Here is an 18,588-nt window from a genome sequence, read left to right as displayed (position 1 = left end):
CTGCTTATGTGCTTTCATGTGAAATTATCGAATACCAAGAATCTGCACTTGGAGTGCCCATGACCGCTGCCCAACGCCCGCTGCTGGGATGCATCGCCGACGACTTCACCGGCGCCACTGACCTTGCCAATATTCTCGTGCGCAACGGTATGCGTACTGTGCAGACCATCGGCGTACCACACGGTGATGCGGCCGATGTTGCCTCTGCGGAAGCCATCGTCGTTGCATTAAAGTCACGCACCATTGCGCCGGAAGAAGCGGTCCGGCAATCCCGCGAAGCGCTGGAATGGCTCAAGGCGCAGGGCTGCACACAGTTCTTTTTCAAGTACTGCTCGACCTTCGACTCGACGGTCCAGGGCAACATCGGCCCTGTCATCGACGCATTGCAGGACGACCTCGGCAGTGCCTTCACCATTGCTTGCCCCGCCTTCCCGGAAGCGGGCCGCACGCTCTACATGGGCCATCTTTTTGTCAACGGCGCGCTGCTCAGCGAGTCCGGCATGCAGCACCACCCGTTAACACCGATGACCGACGCCAATCTGGTGAGGGTGCTGCAAAGCCAGACGGCTCGGCGGGTCGGGCTGTTGCGTCGAGACGACGTAGCGAGCGGTGTGGAGGGCGTGCGCAAGCAAATCGAAGCGCTCGGTCGTGAGGGTGTCGCTGTCGCTATCGCCGACGCACTGACCGACGAAGACCTGCAAACGCTAGGCGCCGCGTGTGCGGAGCTGCCGCTTATTACCGGCGGCTCGGGTGTCGCCCAAGGGCTCCCCGCCAATTTCCGCAAGCAGGGGCTTTTACGCGACGACAATCCCGCCCATCTCGATGCCGTGCCTGGCACGGCTGTCGTGCTGGCCGGTAGCGCTTCCTCCGCCACCAATGGACAAGTGCAGGCGTGGCTGGAAGCAGGGCGCCCGGCCTATCGCATCGAGCCGCTGCGACTGGCCCGCGGCGAGGTGGTGGTCGAGGAAGCTATCCAGTTCGCCGATCGTGCGGACCCGGTATTGATCTATGCGACCAGCACACCGGACGAGGTCAAGGCCGTTCAGGCGGAGCTTGGTGTCGCCCGTGCCGGTGAGCTGGTGGAGCAAGCATTAGGGAGCATCGCTCAGCGGTTGTATCGCTCTGGTACCCGGCATTTTGTCGTTGCTGGCGGCGAAACCTCTGGCGCGGTCGTGCAAGCCTTAGGTATCACGGCGTTGCAGATCGGCCGGCAGATCGATCCGGGTGTACCCGCAACACTGGCACTGGGTGCTGACGAGCCACTGGCGGTTACGCTCAAGTCCGGCAATTTCGGCAGCCGTGACTTCTTCGCCAAAGCCTTGCGCCGTTTGGCGGGGGACTGGCAATGAGCCGCGAAGCCTCGCTGCGCGAGGAAATCTGCACCGTTGGCGCCAGCCTTTACGCGCGGGGCTATACCGTGGGCAGCGCTGGCAATATCAGCGCCCGCCTCGACGATGGCTGGCTGATCACGCCGACCGATGCCTGTCTGGGCCGGCTTGATCCCGCCGATATCGCGAAAGTTGATGCCTCCGGTGAATGGGTCAGCGGTGAGCGACCATCGAAAACCCTGCTGCTGCATCGCGAGATCTATGATCGCAATCCGGGTGTCGGCGGCGTGCTGCATACCCATTCCACGCACCTCGTCGCCTTGACTCTGGCCGGGGTTTGGAGCCAGGCCGACATCCTGCCGCCGTTGACGCCGTATCAAGTGATGAAGGTTGGGCACATCCCGCTTATTTCCTACCAGCGCCCGGGCGCGCCGGAAGTTGCGCAGCAAGTGGCAGCGCTGGCCAACCGTGTGCGCGGCGTGATGCTCGAACGGCTGGGGCCTGTCATTTGGGAAAGTTCGGTCAGCCGCGCGAGCTTCGCCCTCGAAGAGCTAGAGGAAACGGCACGGTTGTGGTTAATGACGTCGCCGCGACCGGCGCCGTTGGGTGAGCAGGAAATCGAGGTGCTGTGCAAGACCTTCGGGGTGCAGTGGTAGGCGTTACATCGCCACACGCTTCATAGCTCTCGGTACTCGAACCCCATGTCCTTGAAGGTCTGGTTGAACCACGTGCCCATGGACTCCGCCGCCATTAGGCGGTCGTATACCGTCCGCGGTACGGCAAAATAGTGGTAAACGTCCCCACCGTTGAATTCCACTTCTAGAAGCTGTCGGTGGGCGTCGTAGCCCACCGAGCGAATCGCTTCCGATTCAACGAGACGCCGTTTCACGCACGTGGCGGCTCATGCTTGAAGCTGGCTCCCTGAATCTGCCACAACGAGGCGAACAGGCCGCCAGCGGTGAGCAGATTGCCTGGGCTGTCATCTTCGACGATGACGCCGTGCTGCATGACGATGATGCGGTCGAAGCCCATCAGCGTAGACAGGCGATGCGCTACCGCGAGCACGGTTCTACCTTGCATCAAGTCGTTCAAGGCGGCCTGGATCTCGGCCTCGGAATGGGTATCCAGCGCGGAGGTCGCTTCGTCGAGAATCAGGATCGGAGCGTTCTTCAGGAAGGCGCGGGCGATGCCCAGGCGCTGCCGCTGACCGCCTGAGAGCATTACACCGCGCTCACCCACCATCGTTTCGTAGCCCTTCGGCAACTCGCGAATGAACGTGTCGCAGTACGCGTGGCGCGCGGCAGCGACCACTTCCTCATCGGTGGCGTCAGGTCGTCCGTAGCGGATATTTTCGAGGATCGTGCGATTGAATAGCGCGGCTTCCTGCGGCACCACGGCCAGCAGGTTGCGCAGGCTGTCCTGGCTGACATCGCTGATGTCCTGCCCATCGATCATTACGCAGCCACCCTGCACATCATCCAGCCGTTGGATCAGCTGGATGAGCGTTGATTTGCCTGCGCCGGACGGGCCGACGATGCCGATCTTCTGCCCGGCGGGGACGAACAAGTTGAACTGCTCGAACACTCGGCGCCCGTCAGGATAGTTGAAGGCCACCTTGTTGAACTCGATAGTCCCTTCCTGCAGCGTGATCTGCGGCTCCGGATCATCCAGCGCGTGAGGCGCCAGCACGATTTTCAAGGTGTCCGAGATCGCCCCCAGTTGCTGCACCGCTTCGACCAGCGCCAGGGCCAGTTCGCGTGAGCCGTTGAGAATGCGGAAGGTCAGGGTGCTGACGAGTACTACGTCGCCGGGCGTGACGCTGCCGGCACGCCACAGAACGACCGACCAGATGAGCATGCCGCCTGCCATGAGGGCGAGACAGATATCGTGGATGACACGAGCCTTCTCCAGGTACATCCAGCTGCGCCGGTGTGCCTTGGCTTCGATGCCGATTTCGGTCGAGAGCCGTTGGGCCTCGCGCTCGCGAGCGGAGAACGCCTTGATGGTCCAGACATTGGTAACCACATCCACTAATTCGCCGCCGACCCGTGCCGACTGTGCCGCGTAGCGCTGATGCTTGTGCCGGCCGCGAATGCCGAAGCCGACGATGATCCCCGCCACCAACGCGACGAAAAAGATCAACGCGACCGCCATGTACCAGTGCACCGTGAACAGCACCAACACCGCACCCACGAAATCCACGCAGGGCGGCATGATGCGCCAGGCCAGGCTGCCGTAGATGCCTTCCGCAGCCTTACTAGTGGCGGTAATGCGGTTGCCCAGCGCGCCGGCGAAGTTCTCGCTGAAATAGCGCATCGGGTGGCCGGTGAGGTAGCGGAACAGGTCTACCCGCAGGTCGACGCAGCTGGCGATAACCGTGCGGCAACCGGCCCAGCCGGACAATCGCCAAAAGATGTTTTCCAGCACGATCAGCCCGATGAACACGCCCAGGGGATACCAGACGTTGGCCCCTGCGCGATCGTCGGTGGCCATCGCATCCACCAGCAGTTTCATGCCGTACTGCACGGCGACGCCACAGCCGGAGGCCGCTGCGATCAAAAAGAAGATGCCGCCGAACTGCCAGGGCCGCCGGGTGACGTAATGCCACATGAAGGCAACGGGTTTATCCGGTAGAGGCCGAGGTGGAGTAGCGTTGGCGACGTTCATGAAGTCAGGTCCTGCGTACGAAGCAAGGCGCTCACGCAGGCGGCGGCGGGACGTAAGACGCGGGCGGGTATCGGGCTCATCGCGCCCTCCTCATGCCGGGGAACATGGCCATGAACGGCTGGCCAGTGCGCGCCGTCACAACACGATTCGTTGCACTTCTCATGGGGTTATGAAGGCGGGTATGTGCGTCAGGTTCCTTCGCGTTTGCCAAGCGGTCCTCTAGGACATGAGATAAGCCCGTGTGGCGAATCTGTCGATGACGCTACTCGGTGGCGCACCGGGTCGGCGGATACAGAAGACGCGCGGGTTGCACCCGCCCACAACATAAGACCGTTGTAGCGGCGACCGTGTCGCGTCCCGCTTCAGTCGTCTTGGCGGACAAAGCGGAAGGCCGCCCCGCCGCCCCTAGAGTGACGGTTTTTTATGAAGCGCCGGCAAGTAATTGTAAATTTTTTATCCTAAAAATCAGTAACTTGAGTCGAGTATATCGGTCGATATATGGACATGGCTTCCCCCTGCGACCTAGTTTCAGCCAAGACATCATTGCTTACATTGAACTGGGAGACCGATCGTGGGGAGATTGACTGGCAAAGTCGCCTTGATCACTGGTGGCGCGGGAGGATGTGGTCTCGCCGCGTCCGAGTTGTTCGCGAAAGAGGGAGCGAAGGTCGCCATTCTCGATCTGCCTAACAGCCAGGGCGAAGCGCTGGCTGCACGCATCAACGCTGAGGGGGGCGAGGCGCTTTTCGTTGCGGCTGACGTCTCCAGCGCCGAGCAGGTCGATCGAGCAGTGCGTCGGACCGAGGAACACTTCGGAGCGATCACGGTGCTGATCAACCATGCCGGTACGATCTCCGCAGGACCGTTTCTGGAGACCAGCGAAGGCGAGTGGGACCGCCTGATGAGCATCAACGTCAAGGGCATGTTTCTCGTGACCAAAGCCGTGCTGCCAAAAATGATCGAGGCCGGTGGCGGCAGCATCGTCTGTACATCCTCGATTTCCGCCGTGGTCGGTACCCCAATGGAAGTGCTGTATTGCACCACCAAAGGTGCTTGCCACATGTTCGCGCGCGGCATCGCGGTGGAGTATCGAGACAAGAACATTCGTAGCAACGCCGTATGCCCGGGCTTCATCGGCACGGCTCATGGCCAACGGGAATTGGAGCTGCTGCGCGGCTTTGGTGTCGACGTTTCGGATGAGAGCATCGCTGCCATGCAAGGGCGGTTATGCGATCCCAAAGAAGTGGCCGCTGCAGCCCTGTTCCTTGCCAGCGACGAGGCCAGTTTCGTTAATGGCACGCACCTGTTCGTGGATAACGCCTACACCGCCATCTGACGCGGCCAAAGTCCCGCTATAAAAATAACTTATTCAATAAAATCAATTACATGATTCGTCTTTCAATTCTGCCAATACCAGAGCTCTTACAACACGAAGAGGCAGCAAATGGAAAACATCGGCACATATGTCGTTTACGTAATCATGGTGTGCGCGGTCATTGGTGCCATCGCCTCCATTTATGATCCCGAATCCGAACTCGGCAAGGAGTTCACCGCCGGGCTTCACAGCATTGGCCCGATCTTCATTCCCGTCGCGGGAATCATGGCCTCCATCCCGTTCATTTCCAGCTTTATCAGTCAGTTCATCGGACCGATCTTCCTCGCCATGGGCGCCGATCCTGGCATCGCAGGTGCGATCTTCATCGCATCGGATTTGGGTAGCTACCACCTGGCGCACGAGCTAGCGCAAAGCCCTGAAGGCTGGATTCTTGGTCTGATCACCGGGTTTCAGTCCGGTTCGACGGTCATCTTCGTGATTCCGGTTGGCTTGGCGATGCTCGCCAAGTTGGACCACAAATACATGGCGCTGGGCATCATGGCGGGCCTGTTGAGTATCCCGATCAGTATCGTCGTCATCGCCATGCTCATGCAGGCGCTTGGCCTTGGCGTGCGCCCCGATATCGCCACCAGCGGTGCGGCGACTCAGGCGTTGAATTTCACGCTGCCGTTGTTGATCCAGAACCTAATGCCGCTAATCCTGTTCTGTATCGCTCTGGCAGCCGCGCTGCGTTACCTGCCGAACCTGATGGTGTACCTGTTCCTCAAGCTCGGCCAGCTGATGTACGCGGCGGTGACCTTGGTCCTGGTCGCGTCGGTCGTGGAGTACTTCACTCAATTTTTCAGCACGGTGTTCGGTGGCTGGGGATTCGCGCCGATCATTGCCGATGCCGAGGATCAATTCCGCGCACTGGAAATCGCGGGGTATGTCGGGATCATGCTGTGCGGTGCGTTCCCGATGGTCTATCTGATCAAACGCTTTCTATCCAAACCCATCGAGAAAGTCGCTGCGCTGATGGGGCTGTCGCCGGTCGGTGCCGCGGGCATGCTCGCGGCCTCTGCGAACGTGCTGGCGATGTTCCGGCTCGTAGCGGAAATGCCACCGAAAGACAAAGTCCTGGTCATTGCGTTTGCGGTCTGCGCGGCCTTTACCTTCGGCGATCACATGGCCTATTCGGCCAACTTCCAGCCTTCGGTCATCCTGCCATTGATCATCGGTAAGCTTAGCGGAGGCCTGCTTGGCATGCTGTTAGCCTACTGGCTAGCGGTGCCCAAGGCGATCGAGCTGGGACGCCAGGATGAGGCTGAAGGGCTTTTCCGGACATCGCCCCAGTTGGTCTGATTCGATCGTCGAGCTGCCCATCGCTCCGGCAAACCTTCTGACGCGCCGGAGCGACGCGCGTTGGTGCCATCGCTCGCGTTTTCTGAAAGCGAGCGCTAACGTGTCCACCTTACATTGCCGCCAGGCCGCGCCTCAGTGGCTCATTTCACGCTAAATCCGCGTTACGAACGATGAAGGCAGAAGATTCGAAAACGCTGTCCGCGATCATTGCCGCCATTGGCTCCGATGAGCTGGGCGCGCGCATCGATGCCGCGTTGGGGCAGCGGCTCGCGTTCGATATGAGCTGCGGCTATCTCTTTCGCTTCAATCACAACGCGATCCTGGTACATAACGGTTACAACGGCTCCGTACCCGTTAAAACGCTGGATGCCTATGTTCGTGGCGGCTATCTGCTCGATCCATTCTATGTGGCCTGCGTGAACGATCACCCCGCAGGGCTGTGGCGAATGAGCGAACTGGCGCCGGACAGCTTTTTCTCGTCGGGGTTTTCGATCTCCCGCGATATCCATCCCTGCGTATCGTCGGAGCACGGCGCGCTGGTCGAAGAAGTTGGATTCATCATTCCGATTCGTTCACAGGTCGCGATCGTCTATTCGTTCATGCGCAACCTTGACAGCGGTCCATTCACGCAATGGGAGATGCAGGTGTTGGCGGACCTGGAGCCGCTGTTTGCGTCCGTCTTCGACCTGCACGTACGGCTTCGCTACCGTGAGGTCCTTAGCGGGGCGGCGCCCGTCGATGTCCGGTTGGAAGACGCATTCGTCGACATCCTTCAAGGACAGCTGACCGAGACGCAGCGCTATATCGCCAAGCTGATTTTGCAAGGACACAGCAGTGGTTCGATTGCATCGTTATTGAACATTTCCGAGGGCACGGTGAAGGTGCACAAGCACAACATCTATCAGCGCCTCGGGATTGCCAACAACGCTGAACTGTTTCGTCTGTTTATCGATTATCTGGCGAAGCCTGCTTGAGTTCGGAAGGTCCTGTAGGGGCGGCCGGGTGGCGTTCCGCTTTAGCCGCGTGATACCGCGGTCTAAAATGCGCTTCGTAGCCCGGGTGCTAACCCGGATGCCAGTCGCGTGGCGACGACACGGGATTCGCGGCTAAAGCCGCCCCTACGGTAATGGCTGTTCATAGCGCCGTTCGGTGACGTGACGGATCGCCGGGCTTGGACAGCGCGCGGGTTGTACCCGCCCTACGGCCCTAGCGCGGCCACCTTACAGGTTCGGCGGTGTGTAGCTGCTAGCCATTTGAGAAGGGGCATCATGCCGTCTCGCCGAGCTCATCCTTCAACCACTGCGCCAAGCGTTCGGCGCGTCCATCCTGTCGGCGTTGGGATACCCACAATGCGAGGTGTCCATTGGTATCCGCGAATCCCCAAGGCGCGGCCAGCCGTCCTGCGCGGAGGTCGTCGGCCACGAGGGGTTGGGGTGCGATGGCCACGCCAAGTCCGGCTGCAGCGGCTTCGAGCAGGTAGTACAAATGCTCGAAGCCCTGGCCGAGCTTGAGCGCTTCAGCGTCGAGCCCCTTGGCCTGTATCCATTGCGGCCAGGCCTGCGCCCTCGAGGTCGTGTGCAGTAATGCCTCATCGAGTAGACCTGCGGCCGAGGTCTTCAGCAACGCTTCGAAGCGCGGGTGCCTTGCGCTGAGCACCGGGCCTATACGTTCGTGGGCCAATTCGAATACGTGCATGTCTGCCGGCCAAGGTGCTTCCGCGAACAGAAGAGTGGCGTCCACTTCCGGACTGCGTGGATCAAGCTCACCCTGGCTGGTGGAGATTTGCAGGCGCAGGTCCGGCAGTTCGCGCTGCAATCGATCCAACCGCGGAATGAGCCAGCGCGCCAGCAGGCTGCCGGGGCAACCCAGCACAAAGGGCGCGTCGACGCTGCGTTGCTTCACCTCCTGACAAGCGGTGCGCAGCCGTTCGAAGGCATCGCCCGTTGCATCTCGTAGTCGGGCGCCGGGATCCGTGAGTTTGACGCCGCGCCCGTCCTTGACGAACAAGGCGGTGCCGAGCGTTTCTTCCAGGAGTCGAATCTGCCGGCTGACCGCGCCGTGGGTGACGTGAAGCTCAGCTGCCGCTGCGCTTACACTTTGTAGGCGGGCGGCCGCTTCGAAAGCATGTAGGGCGTTGAGTGAGGGCAGTTCGCGAGACATATCTGTGAGATTTCCTGACAGGTTGACGCGATCTTATCGCTTTTCATCAGGGCTGACAGGCGTAGGATAAAGGCTAATCAGGTGGGAGCGAGCTTGCTCGCGAATGCGGTGGCAAGGGCCAGCCATGTAGGTTGGCTTGAGCGCAACGATCGCCAGCAAGCTGGCTCCTACATGGCGTTGTTTGATCGCTCTGGGTCGCCCGCAGCTGCGCTCAGCCCGTTGGGCTCCCACGAAGCCTGCAGGTAATTCGTTGCTTGTGTAGGAGCCAGCTTGCTGGCGATCAGCCGGGCTGCGACCAGCTTGTAGGCCATTAGCGTTTAGTAGAGCACCCATTCGCCGCCAACCCTTTCTCCAAAGGAGCACATCCATGACTTCATTCCGCAGCGGCCCTGATGCCAAGGGCCTGTTCGGCAGCTTCGGTGGCCAGTATGTGGCCGAGACGTTGATGCCGCTGATCCACGACCTTGCCGCCGAGTACGAAAAGGCGAAGGGGGACCCCGAGTTCGCCAAGGAGCTGGCCTATTTCCAGCGTGATTACGTCGGCCGTCCGAGCCCGCTGTACTTCGCCGAGCGCCTGACCGAGCACTGCGGCGGTGCGAAAATCTACCTCAAGCGCGAAGAGCTCAATCACACCGGCGCGCACAAGATCAACAACTGCATCGGCCAGATCCTGCTGGCCAAGCGCATGGGTAAGCAGCGCATCATTGCCGAGACCGGCGCTGGCATGCACGGCGTGGCCACGGCCACCGTTGCCGCGCGCTTTGGCATGAAGTGCGTGATCTACATGGGTACCACCGACATCGACCGCCAGCAGGCCAACGTCTTCCGGATGAAGTTGCTGGGTGCAGAAGTCGTCCCCGTCACCGCCGGCACCGGCACGCTGAAGGATGCGATGAACGAGGCCCTGCGCGACTGGGTAACCAACGTCGACAGCACCTTCTACATCATCGGCACCGTTGCCGGTCCGCACCCGTACCCCGCGATGGTGCGCGACTTCCAGGCCGTGATCGGCAAGGAAACCCGCGACCAGCTGCAGGAACAGGAAGGCCGTCTGCCCGACTCGCTCGTTGCCTGCATCGGCGGTGGCTCCAACGCCATGGGCCTGTTCCACCCGTTCCTCGATGATGCGGGCGTCAAGATCATCGGCGTCGAAGCGGCCGGCCACGGCGTGGAAACCGGCAAGCACGCGGCCAGTCTCAATGGTGGCGTTCCTGGCGTACTGCACGGCAACCGCACGTACCTGCTCCAGGACGACGACGGCCAGATCATCGACGCCCACTCGATCTCCGCAGGTCTCGATTACCCCGGCATTGGCCCTGAGCATTCCTGGCTCTACGACATCGGCCGCGTCGAGTACACGTCGATCACCGATGACGAGGCGCTCGCCGCGTTCCACCAGTGCTGCCGCCTGGAAGGCATCATTCCCGCGCTGGAGTCCTCCCACGCGCTGGCCGAGGTTTTCAAACGCGCACCTGCGCTGCCAAAGGATCACCTGATGGTCGTCAACCTGTCCGGACGCGGCGACAAGGACATGCAAACCGTTATGCACCACCTGGGTGATGCCGTAGAGAAGGAGAGCCAGGCATGAGCCGTCTGCAAACCCGTTTCGCCGAACTCAAGGAACAGAACCGCGCGGCCCTGGTGACCTTCGTCACCGCGGGCGACCCTGATTACGACGCGTCCCTCGCAATCCTCAAGGGCCTGCCGAAGGCGGGCGCCGACGTCATCGAGCTGGGCATGCCGTTCACCGACCCCATGGCGGACGGCCCTTCCATTCAGCTCGGCAACATTCGTGCGTTGGCGAACAAGCAGGACCTCGCCGCCACCTTGCGTATGGTCCGCGCCTTCCGTGACGACGACACCGCCACGCCGCTGGTGCTCATGGGCTACTTCAACCCGATTCACAAGTACGGCGTACCGCGTTTCATCGAAGACGCAAAAGCCGCGGGCGTGGACGGTCTGATCATTGTGGACCTGCCACCCGAGCACAACGCCGACCTCTGCGACCCCGCCCAGGCGGCCGGTATCGACTTCATTCGCCTGACCACACCCACCACGGACGACAAACGTTTGCCGACCGTTCTTAACGGCAGCTCGGGCTTCGTCTACTACGTCTCCGTCGCTGGCGTGACCGGTGCCGGTGCCGCGACGCTCGAACACGTCGAGCAGGCCGTTTCTCGACTGCGTCGCCATACCGACTTGCCCGTTTGCATCGGCTTTGGCATTCGCACGCCGGAACACGCGGCCAATGTCGCGCGTCTGGCCGACGGCGTCGTCGTTGGCTCGGCACTGGTCGATCAGATCGCCAAGACGCAGGAGCGCGCCGATGCCATCGATGGCGTGCTCAGCTTGTGCAGTCAATTGGCTGAAGGCGTACGCAGCGCCCGCCGCTAGGCAAGCATCGCCACACAGAAAAGCCGCTGCCCTAACAGGCAGCGGTTTTTTTTGCGCCCGCGCGTTACGGGAGTCGTTGCGGTCGAGACCCTACGAGTCTCGGGAAGCCAAACCTGAAAACGTAGGGTGGAAAACGGCGAAGCCTTTTCCATCAACGTCGTTCATCCGCCCGTTCGTTTTATCCGCCCGCAATGGAACCGGCGCGAATCTTCATTCCACTCACACCGACAGCATCGGCACGATCATCAGGCCTGGATCGCACCTCGTCAGCGGAAGACCGCACGGGCCGGCCTAGCGCATGAAGGCATACCCGCAGTGCGTGCCGCCTTTGTAGGACTGTATCGATGAGGGTCGATTAGGTATGAGCAAGCTGATGAAGATGCTGATGGCAGTGGTGCTTAGCGCCGTAGCCATGGGTGCCAACGCGGACGGGGCGCAGCAAGGGAAGACAATCCGCATCGCGGTTTCGCCTAATTCACCGCCCATGCTCTTCAAAGACAAGAGCGGGCAGTTGCAAGGCGTCGACCTCGAGATCTTCAACGACTATTGCAGATCCCGCGGATGCAAGTTGGAGATCAAAGAATACGAATGGGATGGAATGCTAGGCGCGGTGGCGAGCCGGCAAGCCGATGTCGCGTTTTCGGGTATCTCGATCACTGCAAAACGCGAAGCCGTCATGGACTTCTCGATGCCGTACTACGAGAACTCCTTCAATCTGGTGAGCCTGGAGTCGAAGAGTCTGACGCTCGATAACCTGACGCAATTAAAGCAATACAGCATTGGATATCCCCGCGGGATGGCCTATTCCGATTTGATCAAAAGCGATCTCGAACCCAAGGGGTTGTACCGCGTCGCGGACGCGAAGCTGTATCCGTCATACAACGAAGTCGTTGCTGATTTGAGAAATGGCAATCTCGATCTGGCATTCATCGAAGAGCCGGTATATCTCAACTACAAGTTCAAACAGAAGTTACCTATCACGATCAGCTACGCCTTCAAGGGCGTCGATCATCTGGGGTTTGCGTTTCAGAAAGGCTCACCGCTTCGCGATGATTTCGACGCTTATCTAAAAGAACTCGGGCCGGACAAACTGGCAGCCATCATGAACAAATGGTTGAAGTCATGATTCATGGTCGAGGATGAACTCTTAACCCTAATTGGATTGCTGCTAAGAGGCGTGGAATACACCCTCTATGTCGCGGGTTCCTGTTTCATGACCGCCTTTACCCTGGGCTTGGGTATTACCGCGTTGCGACGGCTGACCCATCGCAACGTTGGTCGCGTCCTGAGCCTGTTCGTCTTCGTCGTACGTTCGATCCCGGTACTGGTCCTGCTGTTTCTGATCTATTTCGGACTGCCTAGCGTGGGTATTAGCCCGTCACCTTTGCTGGCGATGAACTTGAGCCTAGGCGTCATTGGTGCGGCTTATCTCTCGGAAGTCTTTCGCGGTGCGCTGGATTCCGTCGATGAGAATGAAATAGCGGCTGCCCGTGCCATGGGCTTCACGCCGTTACAGATCATCACGTCTATCGAATTTCCGCAGATGTTGCGGTTTTCCGTACCAGGCATGACGAACGAACTTACCGCGATCATCAAAAGCACACCGTTTGCCTACACGGTGGGTATTCCCGAGATTTTTGGGCAGGCGAAGGCACTTACCGCTTCCACCCTGCTGGGCGTGAATATCTATCTCATCGTGGGGCTGCTCTATTTTTGTATCTACAAAGTCTTCGTACTGATCATCGGCAGAATCGGCTCGCCGCACAGAAGTCAGTGATAGCGGGAATATCGGAATGGCGATTCTGCAAGCGATCGGCTTGGTAAAGCGGTTCGACGATCACGTGGTCTTGAACGGCGTCGATCTGACCATCGAGACCGGCGGTACGCTCGTCATCATGGGGCCGTCGGGCTGTGGGAAGACGACCTTGATCCGTTGCCTCAATCTTCTGGAGAGGCCCGACCAGGGCCAAATCCTGTTTCACGGCGAAAGTGTGTTGAGTAAAGAAATCGACATTCGCCTCTATCGCCGAAAGATTGGATTCGTGTTTCAACACTTCGCGCTCTATAGCCACCTGAGCGCACTGGACAACATCACCCTCGCATTGCGGAAACTACAAGGCTATGGCCGCGAGCAGGCCAACGAGCTGGCACGCCGGGAATTGGCGTACTTCGATCTATCGGCCCACGAGCACAAATTTCCGGCGCAACTCTCCGGTGGGCAAAAACAACGGGTCGCGCTGGCCAGAGCGTTGGTCATGCAACCCGAAATCGTCATTCTGGACGAGCCCACTTCGGCGCTCGACCCGCTGATGAGTCAGGAAGTGAGCCTGCTGATCAAGAAATTGGAAGCACGCAACATCACGACTGTTTGCGTGACCCATGACATCGCTTTCGCGGATCAGATCAGCCAGAACGTCGTTTTCATGTTTCAAGGAAAGATCATCGCGCAAGGTTCGGTTGCCGACTTAGCAAAGGCGTCCGCGATTCCTGAGATGAACTGGTTCTTTGGCAAAAAGCGCTATGAATGAAGGCATGCCGGCGTTCTATGGCGACCTTTTCGAGCAGTCCTCGTTAATTTATCTCGGTCTCTGGGCAACGATAAAACTGACTGTCGTCATATCGATAACGGGCTTTTTATTAGGCATCGTGATCTTCTTTTTGGGATTGAACGCCAACGCGACAGTAAGGCGCTTGGTCGAGGGCTATAAATCGTTTTTTATCGGCACGCCTCTCGTTTGCATCATCTACATTCTGTATTACGGGCTGCCTGCACTGGGGCTGCGATTGAGCCCGTTCGAAGTATTGGTGCTGGGTTTTACCTTGAATGTCGGCGCCTATAACGCCGGATACCTGCTAACCGCCTACAACGGTTTGGACAAGAGTCAGCTAGAAGCGGCCGTTGCTCAAGGCTTCAAAAGCCTCCAAGTCTATGCGTACATCATTCTTCCGCAACTGTTGAAGTCCTCGACGCCGGCCTTGACCAACCAAGTGATCTATAACTTGAAAGACAGTTCTATTGCCTTTCTCGTCCAATACCCAGAGTTCTTCGCGCGTATGCAAGAGTTGGCGGCAGGTAACTTCGATTTCTTCAGGGCGTATCTATTCGCCGCGATCGTTTATCTGATACTCACGACCGTCATATTCCTTTTCGCGCAATACATCGAACGCCGAAACCACTGGCCGGGGCGGCGTTAAGCGCTCTTTGGTTGGAACAAGGGGACGTTCCCGCCGCGCGTTGCGACCGGCCTATTCGAGGCTGGGGCAAACGTCTATCCGTTTTTCCCGATCGCTGGCGACCGCCATTCAACTCTTACTGCGTTCGGCCGTCTAAAAGAGCGAGACGATTGATTGGCCGCGCACTATAGTCCGCGCCGATTTTCCTTCGCCACCTGCACGCGTCCGACGCATAGGGGACACCTTGAAGTCCAGTTCCGCACTCAGTCTTACATTCCTCGATTTCCCTGGTGAGATGGCCGCATTGATGCGGGAAAAGGACTGGTCGCAGACGCCGTTCGGGCCAATCGAGACCTGGTCCCAAGCGCTGCGCTCGGCGATCAGCATCTGTCTGGGGTCGCGTTTCCCGATGGTGCTCTACTGGGGCGAAACCCGTGCGCTGATCTACAACGACGCCTGGAGCGCCGTGCCAGGGCGCAAGCATCCGTGGGCATTGGGACGGCCGGGGCCGGAGGTGTGGGCGGAGATCTGGGACATCATCGGCCCGATGTTCGACCAAGTGATGGCCAAGGGCGAGGCGACCTGGTCCGAGGACCAGCTACTGCCTTTGAACCGCTTTGGCTACGTGGAGGAGTGCTACTTCTATTACAGCTACAGCCCCGTGCGTGGCGAGGACGGGCAGGTCGAGGGTATTTTCACCGCCGTGACCGAAACCACCTATCGCGTGCTCGCAGAGCGTCGCGAGCGTCTGCTGCGCAAGATCTCGGAGTGCATGTCCGCGTCGCTGACCCGCGAGAGTGCCTGCAGCCAGGCGATTGGGGCGTTATCCAACGTGCCCGAGGAATCGCCGTTTTCCCTGGCTTATCTGCGCGACCCGGCCACTGGATTTCTTCAACGCGTCGCGCTGCATGGCATCTCGGACAGCGCCGACCTGGCCCCGGCTGTCATCGACCCTAACGCGAATCCAACGCCCTGGTCGTTCGACCGTGCACTTGAGGTGCCCTACGCGGTGCATGACCTAACGCCGGATCACGCGACACGCCTGCCAGGAACGCCTTGGCCGGAAAAGCCGGTGGAGGCATTGGTAGTGCCCATTCTCAGTGGGCGCCCGGACGCGCCGCACGGTTTTCTCGTTCTCGGCATCAGCCCGCGACGCCGTATCGATGCCGATTACATCACCCTGTTCCAACGGGCCGCCGCGCACTTGAGCACCGCAATCGCCAATGTCGAGCGCTATGAGGAGGAGCGCCGGCGTTCCGAACAGCTGGCCGAACTGGACCGCGCCAAGACCGTATTCTTCTCCAACGCGAGCCACGAATTTCGTACACCGCTGACACTCATGCTCGGCCCACTGGAAGACCTGCTTTCCCGTGCGGAAGGTCATGACGGCAACGTGACGGCATCGCGCGGTGAGCTGGAGCTCATCCAGCGCAATGGGCAGCGTTTGTTGCGGCTGGTGAACACGCTACTGGACTTCTCCCGGATCGAAGCGGGGCGGGTGCGCGCCAGCTTTTTACCGATTGACCTGGCTGCCTACACCGCCGAACTCGCCAGCAGCTTCCGCTCCGCCATGACCCGTGCCGGGTTGGACTTCCGTATCCAATGCGAGCCCTTGGGCGATCCGGTCTGGGTCGATCAGGAAATGTGGGAAAAGATCGTGCTCAACCTGGTTTCCAATGCGTTCAAGTACACCTTGAGCGGTAGCGTCGAGGTGCGCCTCGTGCGGCAGGATGCATACGCCGTGCTGAGTGTTATCGACACCGGGGTCGGTATTCCACAGAGCGAACTGGGCAAGGTCTTCGACCGTTTCCACCGCATCGAAGGACAGATCGGCCGCACCCATGAAGGGACCGGTATCGGTTTGGCGCTGGTCAAGGACCTCACCCAATTGCACGGCGGCGACGTCAGCGTCCGCAGCCAGATTGGCGTCGGCACGGTCTTCGAAGCGCGCTTGCCGTTTGGGAACGCGCATCTGCCGACGCAAAGCGGGGTAACGGAAAAAACGCTCGCCTCGACCGCGACCCGCGCCGATACCTTCGTTGCCGAAGCCTTGCGCTGGTTACCGGACGCGGAGGTGCCGGCGAGCAGCATGGGTATCGATGATGCGCCGGCAGCGGCCCACGGCCATGGCGAGCGTATTCTTTTGGCCGACGACAACGCTGACATGCGCGCCTACGTGCAGCGCTTATTGGTCGAGGCTGGCTATCAGGTCCAGGCGGTCGCGGATGGCCGCGCCGCTGTGGATAACGCGTTACAGGATCGGCCGGACCTGGTCCTGTCGGACATCATGATGCCGGTGCTCGATGGCTTCGGCGTGATCCGCGCGCTACGGGACGATCCGGCAGCGGGCGATATTCCGATCATTCTTCTATCCGCACGTGCCGGCGAGGAAGCGTCCATCGAAGGCATCGCCGCAGGTGCGGACGATTATCTGGTGAAGCCATTCAGCGCACGCGAGCTCATCGCTCGGGTGGAGGGTGTGCTGCGCCTTTCGCGGCTGCGGCGCGAGGCGGCGCATGCCCTGCGCCAAGCCAACGAGGTATTGGAATTACGCGTACGCGAACGGACGCGGGAGCGCGACCAGATGTGGGCGTACAGCCATGATCTGATCGGTATCGCGGACGAAAACGGCATCTGGATCAGCGTGAATCCGGCCTGGACCCGACAGCTCGGCTGGTCGGCTACTGATTTGGTCGGCAAGACATCCGAATGGCTCGAGCATCCGGACGACGTCGCCAAGACGCGGAGCGAGGTTAGCCACCTTGCTGCGGGCGTCCCCACCTTCAACTTCGAGAACCGCTTCCGCACCCGTGCGGGCAACTACCGGACGTTATCGTGGACGGCGGTGCCGGAAGGCGGTTTGCTCTATTGCGTCGCGCGTGATGTGACGGCCGAGCGCGAGCGCGCCGTGGAGCTTGAGCAAGCCAAGGATGCACTGCGTCAAAGCCAGAAAATGGAAGCCATCGGGCAGCTCACGGGCGGCATCGCCCATGACTTCAATAACCTGCTCACGGGCATTCTTGGTGCGTTGGAGATGCTTCAGCGCCGTACATGTGCCGACGACACGCGCGCCCAGCGCTATATCGGTACTGCCGCCGCCTCCGCGCAGCGCGCCGCGGCGCTCACTCAGCGCTTGCTCAGTTTCGGTCGTCGCCAGTCGCTGGATCTGCAACCGGTCGAAGTCAATCGACTGGTTACCGAGCTGGAATATTTGCTGCAGCGCACCGTGACGGAAAACATCCAGCTGGTGCCCGCGCTCGGCACCGATATCTGGCTGACCTGTACCGACATCAATCAGTTGGAAAGTGCGGTGCTCAACCTGTGCATCAACGCGCGGGACGCGATGGAGAAGGGCGGTCAGCTAACCATCACCACGCGCAACGCGCCATCGCCGCGCTTGAGCATGACTGGCGAACGCCTGCAGGGGGATTTCGTCAGGATCAGTATTTCCGACACCGGAAGTGGCATTCCTGAGCCGCTGCTGGACAAGGTGTTCGAACCTTTCTTCACCACCAAGCCACAGGGCAAAGGTACGGGGCTTGGGCTGTCGATGGTGTACGGTTTCGTTAAACAGAGCGGCGGCTACGTCGACATCGTCAGCGTAGTGGGCGAGGGTACGCGCGTGGACGTGTATTTGCCGCGCTACGACGGCAACATGAATGCCGAGGACCCGGCACAAGCCCGCGCACCTGATGGCTTGGGCGAGCGCATCCTGGTGGTGGAAGACGAACCGGGCGTGCGCATGCTCGTACTCGACGTGCTGCAAGACCTAGGCTATCGAACGCGCGACGCGGCGGATGCGGGCTCTGCCCTGGCCTTGTTCGAGGAAGACTCAGGCTTTGACCTCGTGATCTCGGATGTCGGCCTGCCAGGGCTTGGCGGGCGCGAACTCGTCGAGCAACTTCGCCAGCAGCGTCCGGGTATCGGTGTGCTGCTCGTTACGGGCTACGCCGAACGTGCGATGGACGTGCAAACGTTCCTCGGACAGGACATGCACCTGCTGCAGAAACCCTTTTCCGTCGACGATCTTGGCACCAAGGTGAAGGAAATCCTCGAGGAGCGCCGAGCGGCGGGATAGGCGCTTTTCCGGCGGGAAGCTATCGCGACCTCTAACGAATAGGCCCGTAGAACACGGGCCATTCGAATCAGGTAGCGCGATGATGGGCATTCAATCGCGCTTTAACCTGT

The 18,588-nt window shown here is 60.2% G+C and carries 15 protein-coding genes; 12 read left to right on the top strand and 3 right to left on the bottom strand.

The annotated features are described in order from the left end of the window. Nucleotides 1-59 precede the first annotated feature (59 nt). The gene (gene otnK / locus IEY47_RS09770; protein WP_188983042.1) at nucleotides 60-1,349 is read left to right on the top strand and encodes a 3-oxo-tetronate kinase; all 1,290 of its coding nucleotides are present in this window, start codon (nucleotides 60-62) and stop codon (nucleotides 1,347-1,349) included. Then, entirely contained in the window at nucleotides 1,346-1,984 is a 639-nt protein-coding gene (gene otnC / locus IEY47_RS09765; protein WP_188983041.1) for a 3-oxo-tetronate 4-phosphate decarboxylase, read from the top strand. Before otnK ends, otnC begins: the two co-directional genes overlap by 4 nt. Before the next feature lie 20 nt (nucleotides 1,985-2,004). Here otnC and IEY47_RS09760 read toward each other — a convergent pair whose 3' ends face one another. Together IEY47_RS09760 and IEY47_RS09755 are read right to left on the bottom strand one after the other, a co-directional pair. Next, on the bottom strand, nucleotides 2,005-2,217 hold the full coding sequence (locus IEY47_RS09760) for a KTSC domain-containing protein (RefSeq protein WP_188983040.1): 213 nt from the start codon (nucleotides 2,215-2,217) through the stop codon (nucleotides 2,005-2,007). After that, nucleotides 2,214-3,995: an ABC transporter ATP-binding protein gene (locus IEY47_RS09755; protein ID WP_188983039.1), complete on the bottom strand. Its 1,782-nt coding sequence runs from the start codon at nucleotides 3,993-3,995 to the stop codon at nucleotides 2,214-2,216. The genes IEY47_RS09760 and IEY47_RS09755 overlap by 4 nt, the downstream gene beginning before the upstream one ends. Nucleotides 3,996-4,563: 568 nt before the next feature. Between IEY47_RS09755 and IEY47_RS09750 the strand changes: the two genes are divergently transcribed. From IEY47_RS09750 to IEY47_RS09740, 3 genes are all read left to right on the top strand, one after another. Further along, nucleotides 4,564-5,331 (top strand): SDR family NAD(P)-dependent oxidoreductase, encoded by a 768-nt coding sequence (locus IEY47_RS09750; protein ID WP_188983401.1) that lies wholly within the window; start codon nucleotides 4,564-4,566, stop codon nucleotides 5,329-5,331. 108 nt (nucleotides 5,332-5,439) lie between these two features. After that, on the top strand, nucleotides 5,440-6,672 hold the full coding sequence (eutH, locus tag IEY47_RS09745; RefSeq protein WP_188983038.1) for an ethanolamine utilization protein EutH: 1,233 nt from the start codon (nucleotides 5,440-5,442) through the stop codon (nucleotides 6,670-6,672). Between the two features lie 170 nt (nucleotides 6,673-6,842). Continuing rightward, nucleotides 6,843-7,646 carry a helix-turn-helix domain-containing protein gene (locus IEY47_RS09740; RefSeq protein WP_188983037.1) on the top strand — a complete coding sequence of 268 codons (804 nt, stop codon included), beginning with the start codon at nucleotides 6,843-6,845 and terminating at the stop codon, nucleotides 7,644-7,646. Between the two features lie 292 nt (nucleotides 7,647-7,938). Here IEY47_RS09740 and IEY47_RS09735 read toward each other — a convergent pair whose 3' ends face one another. Beyond that, nucleotides 7,939-8,832: a LysR family transcriptional regulator gene (locus tag IEY47_RS09735; protein WP_188983036.1), complete on the bottom strand. Its 894-nt coding sequence runs from the start codon at nucleotides 8,830-8,832 to the stop codon at nucleotides 7,939-7,941. Between the two features lie 367 nt (nucleotides 8,833-9,199). Between IEY47_RS09735 and trpB the strand changes: the two genes are divergently transcribed. From trpB to IEY47_RS09700, 7 genes are all read left to right on the top strand, one after another. Further along, nucleotides 9,200-10,420 carry a tryptophan synthase subunit beta gene (gene trpB, locus IEY47_RS09730; protein ID WP_188983035.1) on the top strand — a complete coding sequence of 407 codons (1,221 nt, stop codon included), beginning with the start codon at nucleotides 9,200-9,202 and terminating at the stop codon, nucleotides 10,418-10,420. Continuing rightward, entirely contained in the window at nucleotides 10,417-11,226 is an 810-nt protein-coding gene (gene trpA / locus IEY47_RS09725) for a tryptophan synthase subunit alpha (protein WP_188983034.1), read from the top strand. Before trpB ends, trpA begins: the two co-directional genes overlap by 4 nt. A 361-nt stretch (nucleotides 11,227-11,587) precedes the next feature. Next, a complete protein-coding gene (locus tag IEY47_RS09720) occupies nucleotides 11,588-12,352 on the top strand; it encodes a transporter substrate-binding domain-containing protein (protein ID WP_188983033.1) in 765 nt (254 codons plus the stop codon). A gap of 3 nt (nucleotides 12,353-12,355) precedes the next feature. Next, entirely contained in the window at nucleotides 12,356-13,003 is a 648-nt protein-coding gene (locus IEY47_RS09715; protein ID WP_188983032.1) for an amino acid ABC transporter permease, read from the top strand. A 16-nt stretch (nucleotides 13,004-13,019) separates the two neighbouring features. Further along, entirely contained in the window at nucleotides 13,020-13,754 is a 735-nt protein-coding gene (locus IEY47_RS09710) for an amino acid ABC transporter ATP-binding protein (RefSeq protein ID WP_188983031.1), read from the top strand. Nucleotides 13,755-13,758: 4 nt separating this feature from the next. After that, nucleotides 13,759-14,421 (top strand): amino acid ABC transporter permease, encoded by a 663-nt coding sequence (locus IEY47_RS09705; protein WP_229779357.1) that lies wholly within the window; start codon nucleotides 13,759-13,761, stop codon nucleotides 14,419-14,421. Nucleotides 14,422-14,644: 223 nt separating this feature from the next. Continuing rightward, on the top strand, nucleotides 14,645-18,478 hold the full coding sequence (locus IEY47_RS09700; protein ID WP_229779355.1) for an ATP-binding protein: 3,834 nt from the start codon (nucleotides 14,645-14,647) through the stop codon (nucleotides 18,476-18,478). Nucleotides 18,479-18,588: the final 110 nt, after the last annotated feature.

The organism is Pseudomonas matsuisoli (assembly GCF_014647635.1).
GTDB classification, from domain to species: domain Bacteria; phylum Pseudomonadota; class Gammaproteobacteria; order Pseudomonadales; family Pseudomonadaceae; genus Pseudomonas_P; species Pseudomonas_P matsuisoli.
Note: the sequence above shows the minus strand (reverse complement) of the source record. Positions and strands in the feature narration are given on the sequence as shown.

Bases quoted from the DNA above. Each gene is read 5' to 3' on its own strand.
- otnK (WP_188983042.1), top strand. From the start codon at position 60: ATGACCGCTGCCCAACGCCCGCTGCTGGGATGCATCGCCGACGACTTC.
- otnC (WP_188983041.1), top strand. From the start codon at position 1,346: ATGAGCCGCGAAGCCTCGCTGCGCGAGGAAATCTGCACCGTTGGCGCC.
- IEY47_RS09755 (WP_188983039.1), bottom strand. From the start codon at position 3,995: ATGAACGTCGCCAACGCTACTCCACCTCGGCCTCTACCGGATAAACCC.
- eutH (WP_188983038.1), top strand. From the start codon at position 5,440: ATGGAAAACATCGGCACATATGTCGTTTACGTAATCATGGTGTGCGCG.
- IEY47_RS09740 (WP_188983037.1), top strand. From the start codon at position 6,843: ATGAAGGCAGAAGATTCGAAAACGCTGTCCGCGATCATTGCCGCCATT.
- IEY47_RS09735 (WP_188983036.1), bottom strand. From the start codon at position 8,832: ATGTCTCGCGAACTGCCCTCACTCAACGCCCTACATGCTTTCGAAGCG.
- trpB (WP_188983035.1), top strand. From the start codon at position 9,200: ATGACTTCATTCCGCAGCGGCCCTGATGCCAAGGGCCTGTTCGGCAGC.
- trpA (WP_188983034.1), top strand. From the start codon at position 10,417: ATGAGCCGTCTGCAAACCCGTTTCGCCGAACTCAAGGAACAGAACCGC.
- IEY47_RS09720 (WP_188983033.1), top strand. From the start codon at position 11,588: ATGAGCAAGCTGATGAAGATGCTGATGGCAGTGGTGCTTAGCGCCGTA.
- IEY47_RS09715 (WP_188983032.1), top strand. From the start codon at position 12,356: ATGGTCGAGGATGAACTCTTAACCCTAATTGGATTGCTGCTAAGAGGC.
- IEY47_RS09710 (WP_188983031.1), top strand. From the start codon at position 13,020: ATGGCGATTCTGCAAGCGATCGGCTTGGTAAAGCGGTTCGACGATCAC.
- IEY47_RS09705 (WP_229779357.1), top strand. From the start codon at position 13,759: ATGCCGGCGTTCTATGGCGACCTTTTCGAGCAGTCCTCGTTAATTTAT.